Origin of the sequence: Bradyrhizobium hereditatis (assembly GCF_020329435.1) — a bacterium.
Lineage (GTDB): Bacteria > Pseudomonadota > Alphaproteobacteria > Rhizobiales > Xanthobacteraceae > Bradyrhizobium > Bradyrhizobium hereditatis.
The window spans coordinates 74,187-93,124 of the sequence record NZ_JAGKJK010000014.1 but is presented as its reverse complement, the minus strand read 5'-3'; the positions used below and the strand labels follow the sequence as shown (position 1 = coordinate 93,124).

Below are 18,938 nucleotides of genomic sequence, written 5' to 3'. Positions count from 1 at the left end.
TCCGATGCTGCTGTGAGAGACGCGGCTATCGCCGCCTCCCGTCAGGCGTGCAGCTTCTGCAGCTCCTTGATGATCGCCTCGCCCATCTGCGTGGTGCTGGCCGATGTCGTGCCCTCGGACTTGATGTCGGCGGTACGAAGACCGCTGGCGAGCACCGCTGCGATTGCCGCATCGACCTTGTCGGCGAGATCGCCCATGTCGAAGGAATAGCGCAGCGCCATTCCGAACGAGGAGATCATCGCGATCGGATTGGCGAGGCCCTTGCCGGCGATGTCGGGCGCCGAGCCGTGCACCGGTTCGAACAGCGAGCGGCGCTTTTTGGTCTTGGCGTCGATCTCGCCGAGCGAAGCCGAGGGCAGCATGCCGAGCGAGCCGGTCAGCATCGCGGCGATATCGGACAGCATGTCGCCGAACAGGTTATCGGTGACGATGACGTCGAATTGCTTCGGCGCCTTCACCAGCATCATGCCGCCGGAATCTGCGAGCTGATGCTCAAGCGTCACGTCCTTGTATTCGCGCGCATGGACTTGGGTCATCACCTCGTTCCAGAGCACGCCCGACTTCATGACGTTGCGCTTTTCCATCGAGGTCACCTTGTTGCGGCGCTTGCGCGCCAGATCGAAGGCGACACGGCCGATGCGCTCGATCTCGTAGGTGTCGTAAACCTGCGTGTCGATGGCGCGCTTCTGGCCATTGCCGAGATCGGTGATCGTTTTCGGCTCGCCGAAATAGACGCCGCCGGTCAATTCGCGCACGATCATGATGTCGAGGCCTTCGACTGCCTCGCGCTTCAGGCTCGACGCATCCGCCAGCGCCGGATAGCACACGGCAGGCCGCAGATTGGCGAACAGGCCGAGATCCTTGCGCAGCCGCAAGAGGCCCGCCTCGGGACGCACCTCATAGGGTACGCTGTCCCACTTGGGCCCGCCGACGGCGCCGAAGATCACGGCATCGGCCGCCTTGGCCTTGTCCATGTCGGCTTCCGAGATCGAGACCTTGTGCGCATCATAGGCGGCGCCACCGACCAGCCCCTGCTCGGTCTCGAATGACGCAATCCCCTGCTTGTTCAGCCAGTCGATCAGGCGCTGCACCTCGGTCATCACTTCGGGGCCGATACCGTCGCCGGGGAGAAGCAGCAGTTTATGGATCGCCATGGTCGTTTACCTCTGGATTGCCACTGTCGTCATTGCCGGGCTTGACCCGGCAATCCATCCCGCTTCGCAAAACCTTCTGAAGTTGGATGGATGCCCGGGTCAAGCCCGGGCATGACAAACGAAGAAATTCGGCCGGAGTGCTAAAGCCCCCGAAGCGGATTGGCAAGGCATCGCAGACAAGCCAAAAAGGCAGGGAACGAGCAACCCGCAGCCCCCTCAAGAAGGCACCAAGACGGACCTCATGACATTAGCCATCATCTACGCCTTTGCTTCAGCAGGATTCCTGGGTGCCGGGGTGGTTCTGGCGCAACTGGGCCTGCGGACCGTCGAACCGCTCTCGGGGGCCGCGATCAGCGTCCCCTCCTTCACGCTCCTGTTCCTGCTGCTATCGCCGCTGATCCTGCAGGGCGAGCCCGTGGTTTGGTCCGGCCTTCCGATTTTTATCACCATCGGCCTGTTCTTTCCGGCCTCCCTGACGCTGCTCACCTTTGCCTCGAACCGGGCGCTCGGGCCTGTCATCACCTCCACGCTCGGCAACCTCGCACCGCTATTTGCGGTGGCCACGGCGGTGATCCTGCTGCACGAGCCACTGCATCCGCCGCAACTTCTCGGCGTCGTTGTCGCCGTCGCCGGTGCTGCGATCATCACGGTGACCCGTCCGCGCGACCTCGGCCACTGGCGGAGTTGGGCGCTGTTACTGCCGCTCTGCAGCGCGCTGATCCGCGGCGTGGTGCCCCCTGTCGTCAAGCTCGGGCTTGCGGTCTGGCCCAGCCCGCTCTGGGCGTGCCTGATCGGCTACGTCACGTCGTCGCTGGTGCTGCTGACGGTACAGCGCTTCCGCAAAGGCAGTTTCATCGTGCAAGCGCCGCGCGCCGGCCTGTTCTGGTTCGCCATGACCGGGATCAGCAACGGCTTGAGCGCGCTCACGCTGTTCGCCGCGGTCCGCAACGGTCCGATCACGCTAGTGGCACCGCTGGCTGCGATCTATCCGCTGGTCACGGTGGCGCTGAGCGCTGTCATGCTCAGGCACATCGCAATCACCGCCCGCATTGTGGCGGGCACCGCGCTGACCGTGCTCGGCGTCGTGCTGGTGCTGATCGGCTGATGCAGGATTGGCAAGACACCGTTGCAGCGGCCGCACCTGTGCAAGCGCAGGTGTGCCTGTCAAGATAGCGGCCCGCCGGAGCTTTAAGTGCGATCCCCAGACATTCACCAGACATACGTCCATCCTGCGCGACTGATCCTCATCCTGTCGCTGGCGCCGACCGTCGGCCTCGGCATCGGCCGCTTCGCCTATGCGCTGGTGCTGCCGGATATGCGCGACACGCTTCTGTGGTCCTATTCCGCGGCCGGTTTCATGAACACGGTCAACGCGGCCGGTTATCTCGCGGGTGCTCTCCTTGCCTCGCGCATGATCCGGAGATTCGGCATGGTGGCATCGGTACGGTGGGGCACGCTAGCCTGCGTGCTCTCGCTGGCACTGTGTGCCGTGTCAGGCAATTTCTACATTCTGAGCTTCGCGCGACTTCTGGCCGGCGTCGGAGCCGCAGCCGGTTTCATCGGCGGTGGAACGCTGGCTGCAACCATTGCGCAGTCGCGGCCTGAACGCGCGAACTTCCTGCTCAGCCTGTTCTATGCCGGTCCCGGCATCGGTATCCTCGCATCAGGATTGGTGGCGCCGTTCGTGCTGCAGGGTTTTGGACCAGGATCGTGGTGGATCGTCTGGTGGGCGATGACGGGGCTCGCGGTTGTCATGACGATTCCGGTGTTGCTCGCGCCGCTCCATGACGGCGTGGCGACCGCAGCGGCGACATCAGCGAAGTTCGCCATCGCGCCGGTCGTGATCTATCTCGCCGGCTATTTCCTGTTCGGTGCCGGCTACATCGCCTACATGACCTTCATGATCGCCTATGTCCGCGATGCCGGCGGCGGCGCCGCGGCGCAAAGCGCGTTCTGGAGCCTGATCGGCATCAGCGCTTTTGCAACAGCGTGGGTCTGGCGGCGCGTGCTCGCGCTCGACCGTGGCGGCCTCGCCACCATGATCATTCTCGGCGTCAACGCGATCGGCGCTGCGCTGCCGATCTTCGGGCAGTCCGTGTGGCTGCTCGCGATATCTGCCCTGGTGTTCGGCGTCGCCTTCTTCGCCGTGGTCGGCTCTACCACCGCCTTCGTGCGTTTCAATTATCCGCCGCAGGCTTGGCCAGCCGCGATTGCAGCGATGACAATATCATTCGGCATCGGTCAGACGCTGGGACCGATCGTGGTCGGCGCGATCACGGACGCGGTGGATAGCCTGTCGTTCGCACTCAACGTCTCGGCCGCAATGCTGGCGCTGGGCGCAGTGCTATCAGCATTTCAGCGGAAAATAGCGCAGAAGCCGTAGATTCCATTGCGGCCATGACAATCGCCTGCGGCAGTTTGCGGCCTCAAGTGCCGCAGCCTTGTGATAAGGTACCTGCCCGGCGCCGCACGCACGTAGTCCAGAAACGAAAAACGATAATGGAGATGAGGGGCATGAGCTATTTCGATCTCGGGCCGTACAGCCGCAAAATCACCACGTCGTCGCAGGATACGCAGCTTTGGTTCGACCGCGGCCTCAACTGGCTGTTCGGTTTCAACCATAGCGAAGCCATCAAATGCTTTCAGAAGGCGCTGAGCCACGATCCGGAATGCGCCATGGCGCATTGGGGCATCAGCTATGCCTCGGGCCCCAACTACAATCTGCCCTGGGTTCGCTACGATGCGCTGGGACGGCAGATGGCACTCTCGGCATCTTACGACGCCATGCAGGCAGCCCTTGCGCATGCCGGAAAGGCAAGCCCGGTCGAGCAGGCAATGATCCAGGCCCTCACTGCGCGCTATCCCCAACGCGAAGCGATCGAGGACATGTCGCCCTGGGACAAGGCCTACACCGTCGAAATGCGCAAGATCTTCGCCGCGTTTCCCGACGATCTCGAAGTTCGGGCGGTGTTTGCCGAGTCGCTCATGAACGAAACGCCCTGGCAGATGTGGGACCTGCCTTCCGGTAAGCCTGCCGAGGGCGCGGGCACTGAGGAATGCAGGGCGGTGCTTGAATATGCGCTCGACCGGATTCCCGCCGCATGGGATCACCCGGGCCTGCTGCATCTCTATGTCCACCTGATGGAGATGTCGCCGTTTCCGCAGCGAGCATTGCGGGCCGGCGATCGGCTGCGCGAGATCGTCCCGGACTCAGGCCACCTCATCCACATGCCGACGCATCTCGATGTGCTGTGCGGGCACTATCGGGACGTCCTTGTCTACAATCAGAAGGCGCTGGCGACCGACCGCAGATTCCTCGCCTATTCGGACGATCCGGGCGTCTACCTGGTCTACGTCATTCACAACTTCCACTTCGCAATCTACGGCGCAATGTTTCTGGGCCAGTACACGCCCGCCATCGCGGCCGCGGAGGAACTGATCGCGACGATCCCCGAGGCGGTGTTGCGTATTCAATCGCCGCCGATGGCGGATTTTCTCGAAGGCTACCTGACGATGAAGCAGCACGTGCTGGTGCGCTTCGGCAAATGGCGCGAGATCATCGCGCAGGAGTTGCCTGGAGATCGCGACCTCTATTGCTCGAACGTCGCCATGATCCACTACGCCAAGGCGGTCGCCCATTCAGCGCTCGGCAATGTCGCCGAGGCCGAAGCGGAGAAGGCGTCGTTCATGGCGGCGAAGGCCCGCGTGCCCGAGAGCCGTCGCGTCCACAACAACAAGATCGTCGAACTCCTGCGCGTCGCCGAAGCGATGCTGAATGGCGAACTGGAGTATCGCAAGGGCAACTATGACACAGCCTTCGCGCACCTGCGCAACTCGGTCGAACTCAGCGACGGCCTTCCCTATGACGAGCCATGGGGATGGATGCAGCCGACCCGGCACGCGCTCGGCGCGCTTCTCCTCGAGCAGGGACGGATCGAGGAAGCCGAGGCGGTATACCGCTCCGATCTCGGCCTCGACGGCAAGCTGAGCCGCGCCTGCCAGCATCCCGATAATCTCTGGTCGCTGCACGGGCTGCACGAATGCCTGGTCCGCCGCGGAGAAAAGGTCGAGGCGGCCTTGATCAGGCAGCGGCTCGAACTGGCGCAGGCGCGGGCGGAGATTCCGATCAAGGCATCCTGCTTCTGCCGACGGATGGACATGGCAGCCGCGTAGTCGTTTCGTGCACTAGGTTGAATGCGGCCCGAGCGGTGGGCATGCATCGCATGGCCCATCGGTCTCAGTTGCTCGTCATTGCGAGAAGCGAAGCGACGAAGCAATCCATCTTTCTTTATGCCGCCAGATCGATTGCTTCGCCGCACTCGCAATGACGGTGGAGAGGCTAGCTGCCGCTGAATGAATTGTACCCCTGGTCTTCCCAGAAGCCGCCCTTGTAGTCGTTGGTGACTTCCATCGAGATCACGTATTTCGGATTCTTGAAGCCGAGCTTTGTCGGCACGCGGATCTTCATCGGGAAGCCATAGGCGCGCGGCAGGATCTCGTCGCCGAACTTGAAGGTCATCTGGGTCTGCGCATGCAGCGCGCTCTGCATGTCGAGCGGTGAGTTGTAGCCATCCTTGTCGGCGCACTGGAACCAGACGTATTTCGCGCGGGTATCGGCACCGATCAGCTTCAGGAAATCGCGCAAGGGGGTGCCGGTCCAGCTTCCGATTGCGCTCCAGCCCTCGACGCAGATATGGCGCGTGATCTGTTTGACCTGCGGCAATTGATAGAGCTCCTCCAGCGTCCAGGACTTCCTGTTCTCGACGAGGCCACGCACTTCGAGCTTCCAGTCCTTGCCATCGATTTCAGGGGCCTCGTCGAGGCTATAGTAGGCGTTGAACGGGAAGGGCTTGGTGATCGCGCTTTCCGGGAATGTCGGCGCCATCGCATTGGGATTGAATATCCACGACTGCACGCTGTCATTGAATTTCGAGACCTGCCTCAGCATCTCCTCGGCCGAGAAACTGTCTGTAACGTCGCAGCCGGTCAGCAGCGTCAGCGCACCCAGGCTGGCGCCGCCGGAGATGAAGCGCCGGCGCGTCAGATCCGGCATGGTTTTGATGGCGTCGCGGACGAGAAGCGTCTTGTCGACGCCGGGGATCAGGAGTTTGCGCATGCGACCCATGTTTGGCTCCCTTGACTAGCGGCCGATGATCATCGCGCGCAGGCTCTTCGGCACCAGAAGTGCGAGCGCGACGTGGATCACCATGAATGCGACAATACCGGCCATGCAGAAGAAATGGACGTAACGGGCGGCCTCGTAGCCGCCGAACAGCGCAGTCAAATATTGAAACTGGACCGGCTTCCAAATCGCGAGGCCCGACAGCACCACCAAAATGCCGATGACGATGACGCCGGCGTACAGCAGCTTCTGCACATAATTGTACTTGGAGAGATCGTCGTGCGACAGCTTACCGGTCAGCGCCGCCTTGGTGTCCTGGATCACGCCCTCCGGCGTAATCGGCAGCAGCTTCTTGCGGAAGCGGCCGGTGACAAGGCCCATCACCAGATAGATCAGGCCGTTGATCATCAACAGCCACATCGCGGCGAAGTGCCAGAGCAGGGCGCCGCCGAGCCACCCGCCCAGCGTGATCGAGCGGGAGAAGGTGAAGTCGAACAGTGGCGAGGCGTTATAGATCTGCCATCCCGACATGATCATCAGAACCATCGCGAATGCGTTGGTCCAGTGCAGCGCCCGCACCCAGGCCGGCTGAATAACTTTCGCCTTGGTTGAGGTCGCTTGCTCGTCGCTGACTGTGACGGCCGACATGGCTGTTCCCCGTTCCTAATTCGCTAGTATTTATACGCCTGGAACCGGATTTCTGTTACTGCCAACACGCTATCAGATCGATGCCTGGCGCGTATCGGCTTTCACAAAAAGGCGAGCCGGGTTGCCCCGGCTCGCCAATCCACGCGCCCCTGTTGGGACCAGATCAGGGGCGCGCGGGGAGCTCAGGACGCCGGCATCAGCACGGTGTCGACCACATGGATCACGCCGTTCGACTGATTGACGTTCGAGATCGTGACCATCGAGGTTCCGCCCTTGGCGTCGACGATCCAGACCTTGCCGTCCTGAAGCTTGACCGACAGTTGTTCACCCTCGGCCGTCTTCAGCTTCATGCCGTCCTTCAGATCGGCCGCCGCGAGCTTGCCGGGCACGACATGGTAGGTGAGGATCTTGGTCAGGGTCGCCTTGTTCTCAGGCTTCACCAGCGTCTCGACCGTGCCGGCCGGCAGCTTCCCGAAGGCGGTGTTGGTCGGCGCGAACACCGTGAACGGGCCCTTGCCTTGCAGCGTCTCGACGAGGCCAGCAGCCTTCACGGCGGCGACCAGCGTGGTGTGGTCCTTCGAGTTGACGGCGTTCTGGATGATGTTCTTGGAGGGGAACATCGCGGCGCCGCCGACCATCACGGTCTTCTCTTCCGCACTCGCAGGCGCGGCGATGGTGGCGGTGAAGGCGAGCGCGCTGAACACGGCGGCCGACAGCAGTGCAATACGTTTGGACATGGAATCTTCTCCCGAGGATTGCGATGGCCGGCGGGTTATCCGCCGGGATGAAAACAACGGCGCGGGTCGATGGACCGGTTGATTGCGTCGTCGTTGGCCCGAGCTACGGGAGGTTTTTCGGGCCGGTTTCGGAGAATAATTTATCGTGATGCTTGAAACTTTTGAGAGGGCAATCCGTGCGGTGATGGCGTGCAACCGCTCCTTCGTCGCCCTGCGAAAGCAGGGGCCCATAACCACAGGCCTGCGTCGTCGCGAACGCTGTGGCTACCGCGTGGCGTAACAACAAACGCTGGTAGCTATGGGTCCCCGCGTTCGCGGGGACGACGATTGGAGAGAGTTCGCCTTAGTCCCTGCTTGCCGGCGTCTGAATAAATCCGCGGTTATGCGTCGGGCTGATCAGAATCTCGTTGACGCAGACCCGCGGCGGCAGGCTGGCGACGAAGGCGATGGTGCGGCCGCAATCTTCCGGCTGCAGCATTTTTGCCTGCTCCTCTTCTGATGGCACGACCGGGCGCAACTTCAGGATTGGCGTTGCGACCTCGCCGGGCGACAGGCAGCAGGCGCGCAGGCCGTTGACGCATTCGTCCATATTGAAGGAATGGGTCAGCGCCAGCACCGCGTGCTTGGTCGTGGTATAGGCCGGGCCCGGCATCTTCGAGACGTGGCGACCGGCCCAGGATGCGACGTTGATGATGCAGCCGTCCTTTTGCTTCCGCATCGCCGGCAGCACCGCCCGCATGCAGTAGAGCACGCCGTTCAGGTTGATATCGACGACCTTGTCCCAGCCCTCCAGTTCCATGTCGGCCCAGCTTCGCTTCGGCACGTTGATGCCGGCGCTGTTGACGAGAAGGTCGATCCGGCCGTGCTTTTCCAAGATCTGCGCCGCCGCTTTATCGACATCTTCCTTGTTGCTGACGTCGAGCGCGATCGCCTCGGCCTTGCCGCCCTTTTTGGTGATATTGGCCACGACCGTGTCCAGCGCATCTTTGCGCCGTCCCGAAACCACCACGATCCAACCATCGGCCGCCAGCGCCTCAGCCCCGGCCTCGCCAATCCCGCTGCCGCCGCCGGTCACCCAGGCTACGCGTTTCCCGCTATTTGTCATGCAAACTGTCTCCGTTGCTTTTTGAAGGGCGTTCTTGCTATTCCAGCCGGCGAAATTCCGCTGGCCAGCGCGCCCTGAAGGAATGTTGCATGAACACGACCGCCAACGCCAACCTGTTTTCCCGCCTGTTCGACACGCTTGACGATCCGAACCGGCTCGCGATCGAAATGCTCGACGGCTCGCGCATCAGCTATGGTGACCTGATCGCCCGCGCCGGCCAGATGGCAAACGTGCTGGTATTGCGCGGCGTCAAGCCCGGCGACCGCGTCGCAGCGCAGACCGAAAAATCGGTGCCGGCACTGATCCTCTATCTCGCGACGGTGCGCGCGGGCGGCGTCTATCTGCCGCTAAACACCGCCTATACGCTCAATGAGCTCGACTACTTCATCTCCGACGCCGAGCCGGCGCTTGTGGTCTGCGACCCTTCGAAAGCCGAGGGCATCGGCGCCATCGCCGCGAAGGTGAAGGCGAAAGTCGAGACGCTCGGCGCCGACGGCAAGGGATCACTGACCGAGGCTGCCGCCAAGGCCGATGCTGCCTTCGCGACGGTTGCCCGCGCCAATGACGACCTCGCCGCCATTCTCTACACATCAGGCACTACCGGCCGCTCCAAGGGGGCGATGCTGACGCACGACAATCTCGCGTCGAACTCCTATAGCCTGGTCGACTACTGGCGCTTCACTGACAAGGACGTGCTGATCCACGCGCTGCCGATCTATCACACCCACGGCCTGTTCGTGGCGAGCAACGTCACGCTGTTCGCCCGTGCCTCGATGATCTTCCTGCCGAAATTCGATCCTGAAATGATCATCAAGCTGATGGCCCGCGCGACGGTGTTGATGGGCGTGCCGACCTTCTACACGCGCCTCTTGCAAAGCCCGGCGCTTTCCAGGGAAACCACCGGCCATATGCGGCTGTTCATCTCGGGCTCCGCGCCGCTGCTCGCCGACACCCATCGCGAATGGTTGGCGCGCACTGGCCACGCCGTGCTGGAACGCTACGGCATGACCGAAACCAATATGAACACGTCGAATCCCTATGATGGTGAGCGCGTGCCCGGGGCGGTCGGCCATCCCCTGCCCGGCGTCTCCGTCCGCGTTACCGACCCCGAAACCGGCAAGGAGCTGCCGCGCGAGGAGATCGGCATGATCGAGGTGAAGGGCCCCAATGTGTTCAAGGGCTATTGGCGGATGCCGGAGAAGACAAAAGCCGAATTCCGCGACGACGGCTTCTTCATCACCGGCGACCTCGGCAAGATCGATGCCAAGGGCTATGTCCACATCCTCGGTCGCGGCAAGGATCTCGTGATCTCGGGCGGCTTCAACGTCTACCCGAAGGAAATCGAGAGCGAGATCGACGCCATGCCGGGCGTGATCGAGTCCGCCGTGATCGGCGTGCCGCACGCCGATTTCGGCGAAGGCGTCACCGCCGTATTGGTTTGCAACAAGGGCGCGGAAGTCACTGAAGCGAGCGTGCTGAAGGCGCTCGAGGGCCGGCTCGCCAAGTTCAAGATGCCGAAGCGCGTGTTTGTGGTCGACGAACTGCCGCGCAACGCGATGGGCAAGGTGCAGAAGAATATTTTGCGGGATACCTACAAGGGCATTTATACGAAAGCATAGGCATTCGGTCTTGCTTTGGGGGCATGCATGGATCGCGAGAAGGCCATTGAGATTCACAAGCTCTTGCTGGACCTCGTGGAGGCCTATAGCCGCGCCGAGCTCGCCATAGGTGAGCTTGATCGAGAAGACCGCGTTGCGTTCGCAAACCAGCTTGGCGCCGTGAGCGAGGCGCTCCACTGGGAGCTGCTTCCGGTGATGTACAGGATGTATCCGGACCTGCAACCGCCGAGCGAGGAACCTCCTCACATTATCAGCACGCTTCGATGGGAAGAGGTCTCGCTTCCGCCTACGGTAACGGCAGGTGCAATCGACCAGCTCATTATCTCTTGCATGAAGCAGCGATGGCAGAAAACGGCCATGGTAGTTGGTAACGCGGTCGTACGAAGCAAGGAGATCGGACTGGCGGTCAGCGATCAAATCATCGCTGCTCGCATCGAGGTTTTGGTCGAGGCCGGCTTCATTGAGAACCAAGGTGACGTACGCAAATGGCGCCATAGCGAGGTGCGACTGAAGTCTGAGGGCGCGGCCCGGCCCAACTGACCTGTAGCCGCTACTGTCCCTTTAGCAGGCTGATCACGAACCTGCCGCCGACGATGAACATGTAGGCCCCAAACGCGATTTCCAGCGCGCGTTTCGACAGGGCATGCGCCACCTTCACCCCGAGTGGCGCTGTAACCAGCGTGGTCGGCATCACCAATAGCGCGCCGATCAGCGAGACATAGCCGATCGAGAATGGCAGCTGCAGCGCGGCGACGTCGGGAAAGCGCGCGGCGGCGGGCCAGCCGGCATAGACATAACCGATCGCGCCGGGGATCGAGATCAATACTGCAATCGCCGACGAAGTGGCGACCGCCTGATGGATCGGCCGGCCGTGGAACGTCATCAAGAGGTTCGCAAAGAGGCCGCCGCCAATGCCCATCAGGGTCGACAGCAGGCCTACGAAGAAGCCGTAGACGCGCATCAGAAAGCCCTTCGGCAAATCGTTGGCCAGCTTCCAGGTTTCCCGCGACAGCAACAGCCGCGCCGCCGCCGACCACGCCACTATCACGAACACGATCTTGAACAGCCGCTCCGGCGCGTAGCGCGCGGTAACGCTGCCGACGAGAACGCCGAGCACGATCGGCAGCCACCAGCGCCGGAGGATTCCCATGTCGACGGCGCCCCTTCTGTAATGGGCGCGAAACGACGAGAGCGATGTCGGGATGATGATGGCAAGCGAGGTGCCGATGCAGAGCGGCATCCGCACTTCCAGCGGCACGCCGACGAGGCGGAAGCATTCGTAGAACACCGGCACCAGGATCGCTCCGCCGCCGATGCCGAACACGCCGGCCAGAAATCCCGACAGCGCCCCAACCGCGATCAGCGCCAAGGCGAGTTCGATGATTTCCCTGAGATCGAGGCCGGCGATCATTGTCTTTCGCATCCCGCGTTCAGGTTCTGCGGCCCGCATGACCGCCCGCCGCCCCATGGCGGTCCACCGCGGGACTTAGCTGCTTCTGAAATGCGGGAATATCCATTATCTTCTGCAGACACCCTTGCGAAATGCGGAAGGATCAATGGACCTGCTTGCAGCGATGGCGACCTTTGTCCGCACCGTCGATACCGGGAGCCTCTCGGCAGCGGCGCGATCGCTGCCGAGCTCGTTGACATCGGTGAGCCGGCAGATCTCGGCGTTGGAAGAGCATTTCGGGACCCGCCTCCTCTTGCGGACCACGCGGCAGCTCGCGGTCACCGACGAAGGCCGGATCCTGTATGAGCGCGCGAAAGCAATCCTCGGTGAGGTGAAGGAGATCGAGGCGGTGCTGTCGCGCGACCGTCACCAGCCTTCGGGCCGGATCCGCGTCGCATCGCCAAGCCTGATGGGCCGGCTCGTGATCGCGCCCCTGCTCGCGGAATTCCTGCGCCGTTATCCGGCGCTATCGGTCGATCTGCTGCTGGTCGACCGCGCCGTCGACATGGTCGAGGAAGATATCCATCTCGCCATTCGCGTCGGCCGTCTGCGCGATTCACAACTGGTCGCGCGCAAGCTGGCGGACTTGCGGATGATCGTCTGCGCCTCGCCCGCCTACCTCGCCGCCCGCGGCGTGCCGCAAACGCCGGGCGATCTTGCGCATCATGACTGCCTCGTGTTCTCCGATGCGCCGGGCAGCGCCGAGTGGCGCTTCGTTGACGGCAGCAAAGCAGGCCGCAAAATCCGCATATCCGGCCGGCTCTGGATGAATAGCCTCGATGCGCTCGCCGTGGCCGCAAAGGACGGCGTCGGCATCGCGCGCGTGCCATCGTGGCAGGCCGAAGCCGATCTGGCCGCCGGCCAGCTGGTCCGCCTGCTTGCCGATTACGAACCACCGCCGGCGCCGCTGCACCTGATGTTTCAACCATCGCGGCTGGCTTCCCCGAAGATCAGGGCCTTCGTCGATTATCTGGTTGAGCGGTGGCGCGGGACCGATCCGTTCGGTGAACGTCCAGAGGGAATATCTCACTAGAATCAAAATTCAATTCTTCGGCCGCGAGCAGTTGCCGTGGTATACCAAGCCGCTGATCCGTCTCATTTCGCAGCTTCGTAGGAATGAACAGCAGTTCAATTCCGAGCGATTTGGACGTTGCGCGGACGGATTCGACTCCGTAAATAGAATTCATCTACCGCGTTCCCCGATGGGCCGGCCGCGGTCCCACACAACATAAAGCCGCCGAATGACCGCCAGGATCGAACGACCGATATCGCCCCATTTGCAGACCTATCGCGTGACCCTGACGATGGCGCTTTCCGTCATCCATCGCGCCACGGGTATTGCGCTCTATTTCGGCACGTTGCTGCTGGCCTGGTGGCTGATCGCAGCCGCCTCCGGCCCCGGCGCCTACGCCAATGTCCAGGCCTTCACCGGCAGCATCATCGGTAAGCTGATCGTATTCGGCTACACGTGGGCGCTGCTGCACCACCTGGTCAGCGGTATCAGATACTTCTTCTGGGACCTCGGCTACGGCTTCAAGGCCAATGAGCGCGAGGCCCTGACCTGGGGCGCGCTGATCGCGGGCATTTCGCTGACCGTGCTGGTCTGGATTATCGCCTACACCGTGGGAGGCGGACGATGAGCCGTCCTTCTTCAATGCGCACCCCGCTCGGCCGCGTCCGTAACCTCGGCTCATCGCACTCCGGTACCAGCGATTTCTGGCGCCAGCGTCTCACGGCAGTGGCAATGACGCTTCTGATCGTGCCCGTCATCGTGATCGTGCTGATGCTGATCGGCCGCAATCATGCCGGCGCCGCGCAGATCCTGGGCTCGCTTCCGATCGCGATCATCCTGGTCCTCTTCATCATCGCCAGCGCCTGGCACATGAAGATCGGCATGCAGATCGTGATCGAGGACTATGTGCACAACGAGACGGTGAAGCTCGTCAGCGTCATGGCCAATAACTTCTTCTGCATCGCGGTGGCGTTGTCGTCGATCTACGCGATCCTCAAATTGTCATCGGGAGTATAGCCCATGGCCGCTGAAGATAACGGCAAGGCCACTAACGGCAGTGGCCCGGCCACGAACGGAAAAGCCTATCCGATCGAGGACCATACCTACGACGTCGTGGTCGTCGGCGCCGGCGGCGCCGGCCTGCGCGCTGTGGTCGGCTGTTCGGAAGCGGGCCTGCGCACCGCGTGCATCACCAAAGTGTTCCCTACCCGCTCGCACACGGTCGCGGCGCAAGGCGGCATTTCGGCCTCGCTCGGCAACATGCATCCGGACGACTGGCGCTGGCATATGTACGACACCGTCAAGGGGTCGGACTGGCTCGGCGACCAGGACGCGATCGAGTACATGGTGCGCAACGCGCCGGAAGCCGTCTACGAGCTGGAGCATTGGGGCGTGCCGTTCTCGCGCACCGAAGACGGCAGGATCTACCAGCGTCCGTTCGGCGGCATGACCGTGGAATTCGGCAAGAGCCAGGCGCAGCGTACCTGCGCCGCAGCCGACCGCACCGGTCACGCCATGCTGCACACGATGTACGGCCAGGCGCTGCGCCACTCCGCCGAATTCTACATCGAGTTCTTCGCCATTGACCTGATCATGGACGACCAGGGCGCCTGCCGCGGCGTCATCGCGCTCAAGCTCGACGACGGCACGCTGCATCGCTTCCGCGCCCAGACCACCATTCTAGCTACCGGTGGCTATGGCCGCGCCTATGCCTCCTGCACCTCCGCGCATACCTGCACCGGCGATGGCGGCGGCATGGTGCTGCGCGCCGGCCTGCCGATGCAGGACATGGAATTCATTCAATTCCATCCGACCGGCATCTACGGCTCCGGCTGCCTCGTTACCGAGGGCGCCCGCGGCGAAGGCGGCTATCTCGTCAATTCCGAGGGCGAGCGTTTCATGGAGCGCTATGCGCCCTCCGCCAAGGACCTCGCCTCGCGCGACGTGGTCTCACGCGCGATGACGATCGAGATCCGCGAGGGCCGCGGCGTCGGCAAGAAGAAGGATCACATCTACCTGCACCTCGATCATCTCGATCCCAAGGTGCTGAACGAGCGCCTGCCGGGCATTTCCGAATCGGCGAAGATCTTCGCCAATGTCGACGTCACCCGCGAGCCGATCCCGATCGTGCCGACCGTGCACTACAACATGGGCGGCATCGCCACCAATTATCACGCCGAAGTCCTGACCAAGAAGGACGGCGACGACAATTTCGTGGTGCCCGGCCTGATGGCGATCGGCGAAGCGGCCTGCGTCTCCGTGCACGGCGCCAACCGCCTCGGCTCCAACTCGCTGATCGACCTCGTCGTGTTCGGCCGCGCGGCCGCGCTGCGCTGCGCCGAAAAGCTGACGGCGAACGGCAAGCAGCCGGAGCTGCCGAAGGATTCCGCCGACATGGCGCTTGGCCGGCTCGATCATTTCCGTTACGCCTCCGGCGGCACGCCGACCGCCAAGCTGCGCGAAGGCATGCAGCACGTGATGCAGAGCAATTGCGCAGTTTTCCGCACCGGCGACCTCTTGCAGGAAGGCAAGAACCTGATCCACAAGGTGCATGGTGGCATCGGCGACGTTGCGACGTCAGACCGCTCGCTGGTCTGGAATTCCGACCTGGTCGAGACGCTCGAGTTCGACAATTTGATCGCGCAGGCGGTGGTGACGATGGATTCGGCCGCCAACCGCACCGAAAGCCGTGGCGCCCATGCGCGCGAGGATTTCCCTGATCGCGATGACAAGAACTGGATGAAGCACACGCTGGCCTGGATCGACGATCGCGGCAAGACCACGATCGATTATCGCCCGGTGCACAATTACACGATGACGAATGACGTTCAGTACATCCCGCCGAAGGCGCGGGTTTACTGAGAACGACAGCGAAGGCTTGCAAGCATGGCTGAATTTACACTTCCCAAGAACTCGAGGATCACCGGCGGCAAGACCTGGCCGAAGCCGGCCGGCGCGACGGAAACGCGCGAGTTCCGGGTCTATCGTTGGAATCCGGATGACGGCAAGAACCCAAGCATCGATACCTATTACGTCGACATCAACGATTGCGGGCCGATGGTGCTGGACGGCCTGATCTGGATCAAGAACCACATCGACCCGACGTTGACCTTCCGCCGTTCCTGCCGCGAAGGCGTCTGCGGCTCCTGCGCCATGAACATCGACGGCCAGAACACGCTGGCCTGTACCAAGTCGATGCATGACGTCGCCGCGGGGGGCGCGGTCAAGGTCAACCCGCTGCCGCACCAGCCAGTCGTCAAGGACCTGGTTCCTGACCTCACCAACTTCTATGCGCAGTATGCCTCGATCGAGCCGTGGCTGAAGACCACTACGCCGACGCCGCAGAAGGAATGGAAGCAGAGCCACGAGGACCGCGAGAAGCTCGACGGCCTCTACGAATGCATTCTCTGTGCCTGCTGCTCGACCTCCTGCCCGAGCTACTGGTGGAACAGCGACCGCTTCCTAGGCCCGGCGGCGCTGTTGCAGGCGACGCGCTGGGTGAAGGATTCCCGCGACGAGGCCACCGGCGAACGGCTCGACAATCTCGAAGATCCGTTCCGCCTCTACCGCTGCCACACCATCATGAACTGCGCCAAGGCCTGCCCGAAGGGTCTGAACCCCTCGGAGGCCATCGCCGAGCTCAAGCTCAAGATGGTCGAGCGGCAGATCTAGCCCAGCCGCGAATATCCTCCATCCGTCATGCCCGGGCTTGTCCCGGGCACCCACGTCTTTGTGGACGCCGATCGCCGGATATCGCTCGCGCTCGTCCGGGCTGCCGGCCGCTGCAAACAACCCGATTTGAATCGATTGCCATCGATCTCGGTTCCATATCGGTCCCACTTGGTTCTCAACAAAAGATTGCGTTAAGCTTCGCGCATGAGCCGGAGCGAGCGTGCAGATCGCGCAACGTAATTCGCTGAGACTGCTGCAATGGATGATGGTTGCCTCACTGGCCCTTCCATTGGCGCTATTCGTATTTGCGTCCGCTGTCTCCTGGGTCTCGATCCGCGACACCGCCGACCGCGAGATCGAGCGCGCACTGGATGTGGCGCACGAGCATGCGCTGAAGGTCTTCGAGACCATCGACCGCAGCCTGTCGGAGATCGCCGAGATCATCCGCGGCGTCCCCGATGCCGACATCGTCGCCCGCGAGCAGACGCTGCATCTGCGGCTCAAGCAGCTGGTTGCCTCGCTGCCGCAGGTGAAGTCGGCCTGGATTTTCGACGTCAAAGGCCGTGCGCTCGTCAACAGCATCGTCGTCCCCGCGCCTGGGATCGATTTTGCCGACCGGGACTATTTCAGGAGCCACGCCACCGGCGACATCGGCACCTATATCGGTGAAGTGCTGAAGCCGCGGCCGCCCTATCAAGGCGCCCCGTTCTTCGGTGTCAGCAGACGGCGGCCGAGCGACGACGGCGGCTTCACGGGCGTGATCCAGACCTCGGTGCTGCCGGAATATTTTGAAAACTACTATGCCCGGATCGGTCGTGAGCCCGGCAGCTTTTTTGCGGTCGGCCGCGCAGACGGCACCATGCTGGCGCGTTTCCCCGCCATCGACCGCGACATTCGCATCGACCGCAACGGTGCGATTGCCGCCGGTCCCAAGGCCGGTCTCATCACCGTCACATCGCCGGTCGATGGCATCGAACGGCGCCTCGGATATCAACGCCTCGCCGAATATCCGATCTATGTCAGCGCCGGTCTCGAGACCTCGACGATCCGCGGGCGCTGGCTGGCCACCATGGGCCAGCACCTGATCTTCGGCGCCCCGGCCACCGCGCTGCTGTTTGCCCTGCTGGGGCTCGCCTTGCGGCGGACGCGCCACCTTTATTTCGAGGCCGAGAAGCGGGAGGCGGCCGAGGAAGCGCTGAAGCACGGCCAGCGGCTGGAGGCGCTCGGCCGGCTCACCGGCGGTGTCGCACATGACTTTAATAACCTGCTCACGGTGATTCGCGCTTCCGTGGACCTGCTGCAGCGTCCCGACCTGCCGGAGCCGCGGCGGCTGCGTTACATCGACGCGATCTCGGATACCGTGACCCGCGCCGCCAAGCTGACCGGGCAGCTATTGGCCTTCGCGCGGCGGCAGACCTTGAAACCGGAAATATTCGACGTCGGGCGCAGTGTGCAGACGCTGAGCGAAATGATCCGCACCCTGATCGGTTCGCGCATCGAGATCGTCATCCTCGGGCCGGAAGAGCCGTGCTTCGTCAATGCCGACGCCGGCCAGTTCGAAACCGCCATTATCAATATGGCCGTGAACGCGCGCGACGCCATGGACGGCCGCGGACGGCTGACGATCGCGGTGGGAATGGCGGCCAGCCTGCCCAATGCGACGCCGCTGTCGCAACATCCATACGGTTATGTTGCGGTGTCGGTCGCCGACACCGGCAGCGGCATTCCGGCGGATCAGCTCGAGCGCATCTTCGAACCTTTCTTCACGACCAAGCCGGCCGGCCACGGCACCGGCCTCGGCCTATCGCAGGTGTTCGGTTTCGCCAAGCAATCCGGCGGTGAAGTGACAGTGACCAGCGAAGTAGGCAAAGGCAGCATTTTCACGCTGTATCTGCCGCGCACCGCCGGCAGCGGCAAATCGCGACAGATCCCGACCGCCGATGCTCCGGCAATCGACGGCAGCGGAGTGTCGGTGCTCGTGGTCGAGGACAATGCCGAGGTCGGACGATTCACAACCGACGCGCTGGCCGAACTCGGCTATGCTACCTGCCTCGTCGGCAGCGCCACGCATGCGCTTGAAGAACTCGCCATCGGCGCCGACCGCTTCGATGCCGTATTCACCGATGTCGTGATGCCCGGGATGAGCGGGCTTGAGCTGGCCCAGGAAATTCGTCGCATCCATCCCGATCTGCCGGTCGTGCTGACCAGCGGCTACAGCCATGTGCTGTCGGAACATGGCAGCTACGGCTTCGAACTGCTGCAAAAGCCCTATTCGATCGAGCAGCTTTCCCGCGTGCTGCAGCAAGCGAGCCGGCGGAAATTCGAGCAGGCGCCGACGCCGGCGTCATCCTGACGCGCGGTGGCTAGCCTCAGGCACCGCAACAACAGGAACCTTTTGATTTGCCTCCCGTTGTGACGG

17 protein-coding genes are annotated in these 18,938 nt (G+C 62.8%); 11 read left to right on the top strand and 6 right to left on the bottom strand.

Going from position 1 to position 18,938, the window contains the following annotated elements; translation table 11 throughout:
* Nucleotides 1-41 precede the first annotated feature (41 nt).
* Nucleotides 42-1,154: a 3-isopropylmalate dehydrogenase gene (leuB, locus tag J6524_RS28440; protein WP_225676795.1), complete on the bottom strand. Its 1,113-nt coding sequence runs from the start codon at nt 1,152-1,154 to the stop codon at nt 42-44.
* A 241-nt stretch (nt 1,155-1,395) separates the two neighbouring features.
* On the opposite strand from leuB, the gene J6524_RS28435 reads away from it, so the two are divergent.
* The 3 genes from J6524_RS28435 (at nt 1,396) to J6524_RS28425 (ending at nt 5,327) form a co-directional block, all read left to right on the top strand.
* Nucleotides 1,396-2,259: an EamA family transporter gene (locus J6524_RS28435; RefSeq protein ID WP_225676793.1), complete on the top strand. Its 864-nt coding sequence runs from the start codon at nt 1,396-1,398 to the stop codon at nt 2,257-2,259.
* An 87-nt stretch (nt 2,260-2,346) separates the two neighbouring features.
* The gene (locus J6524_RS28430; protein ID WP_225676791.1) at nt 2,347-3,537 is read left to right on the top strand and encodes a YbfB/YjiJ family MFS transporter; all 1,191 of its coding nucleotides are present in this window, start codon (nt 2,347-2,349) and stop codon (nt 3,535-3,537) included.
* 131 nt (nt 3,538-3,668) lie between these two features.
* Entirely contained in the window at nt 3,669-5,327 is a 1,659-nt protein-coding gene (locus J6524_RS28425) for a tetratricopeptide repeat protein (RefSeq protein ID WP_225676789.1), read from the top strand.
* A 166-nt stretch (nt 5,328-5,493) separates the two neighbouring features.
* Here the strand turns inward: J6524_RS28425 and J6524_RS28420 are convergent, their stop codons facing one another.
* From J6524_RS28420 to J6524_RS28405, 4 genes are all read right to left on the bottom strand, one after another.
* Entirely contained in the window at nt 5,494-6,279 is a 786-nt protein-coding gene (locus J6524_RS28420) for a molybdopterin-dependent oxidoreductase (RefSeq protein ID WP_225676787.1), read from the bottom strand.
* Between the two features lie 15 nt (nt 6,280-6,294).
* Nucleotides 6,295-6,924 carry a cytochrome b/b6 domain-containing protein gene (locus J6524_RS28415; RefSeq protein WP_225676785.1) on the bottom strand — a complete coding sequence of 210 codons (630 nt, stop codon included), beginning with the start codon at nt 6,922-6,924 and terminating at the stop codon, nt 6,295-6,297.
* 182 nt (nt 6,925-7,106) lie between these two features.
* A complete protein-coding gene (locus J6524_RS28410; protein ID WP_225676783.1) occupies nt 7,107-7,661 on the bottom strand; it encodes a fasciclin domain-containing protein in 555 nt (184 codons plus the stop codon).
* A 343-nt stretch (nt 7,662-8,004) separates the two neighbouring features.
* The gene (locus J6524_RS28405) at nt 8,005-8,766 is read right to left on the bottom strand and encodes an SDR family oxidoreductase (RefSeq protein ID WP_225676780.1); all 762 of its coding nucleotides are present in this window, start codon (nt 8,764-8,766) and stop codon (nt 8,005-8,007) included.
* A gap of 89 nt (nt 8,767-8,855) precedes the next feature.
* On the opposite strand from J6524_RS28405, the gene J6524_RS28400 reads away from it, so the two are divergent.
* Together J6524_RS28400 and J6524_RS28395 are read left to right on the top strand one after the other, a co-directional pair.
* Nucleotides 8,856-10,385: a malonate--CoA ligase gene (locus J6524_RS28400; protein ID WP_225676778.1), complete on the top strand. Its 1,530-nt coding sequence runs from the start codon at nt 8,856-8,858 to the stop codon at nt 10,383-10,385.
* Nucleotides 10,386-10,412: 27 nt separating this feature from the next.
* Entirely contained in the window at nt 10,413-10,925 is a 513-nt protein-coding gene (locus J6524_RS28395) for a DUF3658 domain-containing protein (protein WP_225676776.1), read from the top strand.
* 10 nt (nt 10,926-10,935) lie between these two features.
* Here J6524_RS28395 and J6524_RS28390 read toward each other — a convergent pair whose 3' ends face one another.
* Entirely contained in the window at nt 10,936-11,796 is an 861-nt protein-coding gene (locus J6524_RS28390) for a sulfite exporter TauE/SafE family protein (RefSeq protein WP_225676999.1), read from the bottom strand.
* Nucleotides 11,797-11,941: 145 nt separating this feature from the next.
* Between J6524_RS28390 and J6524_RS28385 the strand changes: the two genes are divergently transcribed.
* The 6 genes from J6524_RS28385 (at nt 11,942) to J6524_RS28360 (ending at nt 18,872) form a co-directional block, all read left to right on the top strand.
* Nucleotides 11,942-12,868: a LysR family transcriptional regulator gene (locus tag J6524_RS28385; protein ID WP_225676774.1), complete on the top strand. Its 927-nt coding sequence runs from the start codon at nt 11,942-11,944 to the stop codon at nt 12,866-12,868.
* A 208-nt stretch (nt 12,869-13,076) separates the two neighbouring features.
* Entirely contained in the window at nt 13,077-13,475 is a 399-nt protein-coding gene (gene sdhC / locus J6524_RS28380) for a succinate dehydrogenase, cytochrome b556 subunit (RefSeq protein WP_213289841.1), read from the top strand.
* A gap of 14 nt (nt 13,476-13,489) precedes the next feature.
* Complete coding sequence (gene sdhD / locus J6524_RS28375; RefSeq protein WP_225676997.1) at nt 13,490-13,864, top strand: succinate dehydrogenase, hydrophobic membrane anchor protein; 375 nt, start codon at nt 13,490-13,492, stop codon at nt 13,862-13,864.
* A 3-nt stretch (nt 13,865-13,867) separates the two neighbouring features.
* Nucleotides 13,868-15,709, top strand: coding sequence for a succinate dehydrogenase flavoprotein subunit (gene sdhA / locus J6524_RS28370; protein WP_225676771.1), 1,842 nt, complete (start codon nt 13,868-13,870; stop codon nt 15,707-15,709).
* Nucleotides 15,710-15,733: 24 nt separating this feature from the next.
* Nucleotides 15,734-16,519 (top strand): succinate dehydrogenase iron-sulfur subunit, encoded by a 786-nt coding sequence (locus J6524_RS28365; protein ID WP_225676770.1) that lies wholly within the window; start codon nt 15,734-15,736, stop codon nt 16,517-16,519.
* 220 nt (nt 16,520-16,739) lie between these two features.
* Nucleotides 16,740-18,872 carry a hybrid sensor histidine kinase/response regulator family protein gene (locus tag J6524_RS28360; protein ID WP_225676767.1) on the top strand — a complete coding sequence of 711 codons (2,133 nt, stop codon included), beginning with the start codon at nt 16,740-16,742 and terminating at the stop codon, nt 18,870-18,872.
* Nucleotides 18,873-18,938 lie beyond the last annotated feature (66 nt).

Excerpts from the sequence above, each read along its gene's own strand:
- sdhC (WP_213289841.1), top strand. The coding sequence starts at position 13,077 with ATGACCGCCAGGATCGAACGACCGATATCGCCCCATTTGCAGACCTAT.
- J6524_RS28365 (WP_225676770.1), top strand. The coding sequence starts at position 15,734 with ATGGCTGAATTTACACTTCCCAAGAACTCGAGGATCACCGGCGGCAAG.
- J6524_RS28435 (WP_225676793.1), top strand. The coding sequence starts at position 1,396 with ATGACATTAGCCATCATCTACGCCTTTGCTTCAGCAGGATTCCTGGGT.
- J6524_RS28395 (WP_225676776.1), top strand. The coding sequence starts at position 10,413 with ATGGATCGCGAGAAGGCCATTGAGATTCACAAGCTCTTGCTGGACCTC.
- J6524_RS28420 (WP_225676787.1), bottom strand. The coding sequence starts at position 6,279 with ATGGGTCGCATGCGCAAACTCCTGATCCCCGGCGTCGACAAGACGCTT.
- J6524_RS28410 (WP_225676783.1), bottom strand. The coding sequence starts at position 7,661 with ATGTCCAAACGTATTGCACTGCTGTCGGCCGCCGTGTTCAGCGCGCTC.
- J6524_RS28385 (WP_225676774.1), top strand. The coding sequence starts at position 11,942 with ATGGACCTGCTTGCAGCGATGGCGACCTTTGTCCGCACCGTCGATACC.
- J6524_RS28415 (WP_225676785.1), bottom strand. The coding sequence starts at position 6,924 with ATGTCGGCCGTCACAGTCAGCGACGAGCAAGCGACCTCAACCAAGGCG.
- sdhA (WP_225676771.1), top strand. The coding sequence starts at position 13,868 with ATGGCCGCTGAAGATAACGGCAAGGCCACTAACGGCAGTGGCCCGGCC.
- J6524_RS28390 (WP_225676999.1), bottom strand. The coding sequence starts at position 11,796 with ATGATCGCCGGCCTCGATCTCAGGGAAATCATCGAACTCGCCTTGGCG.
- J6524_RS28400 (WP_225676778.1), top strand. The coding sequence starts at position 8,856 with ATGAACACGACCGCCAACGCCAACCTGTTTTCCCGCCTGTTCGACACG.
- J6524_RS28405 (WP_225676780.1), bottom strand. The coding sequence starts at position 8,766 with ATGACAAATAGCGGGAAACGCGTAGCCTGGGTGACCGGCGGCGGCAGC.
- leuB (WP_225676795.1), bottom strand. The coding sequence starts at position 1,154 with ATGGCGATCCATAAACTGCTGCTTCTCCCCGGCGACGGTATCGGCCCC.
- sdhD (WP_225676997.1), top strand. The coding sequence starts at position 13,490 with ATGCGCACCCCGCTCGGCCGCGTCCGTAACCTCGGCTCATCGCACTCC.
- J6524_RS28425 (WP_225676789.1), top strand. The coding sequence starts at position 3,669 with ATGAGCTATTTCGATCTCGGGCCGTACAGCCGCAAAATCACCACGTCG.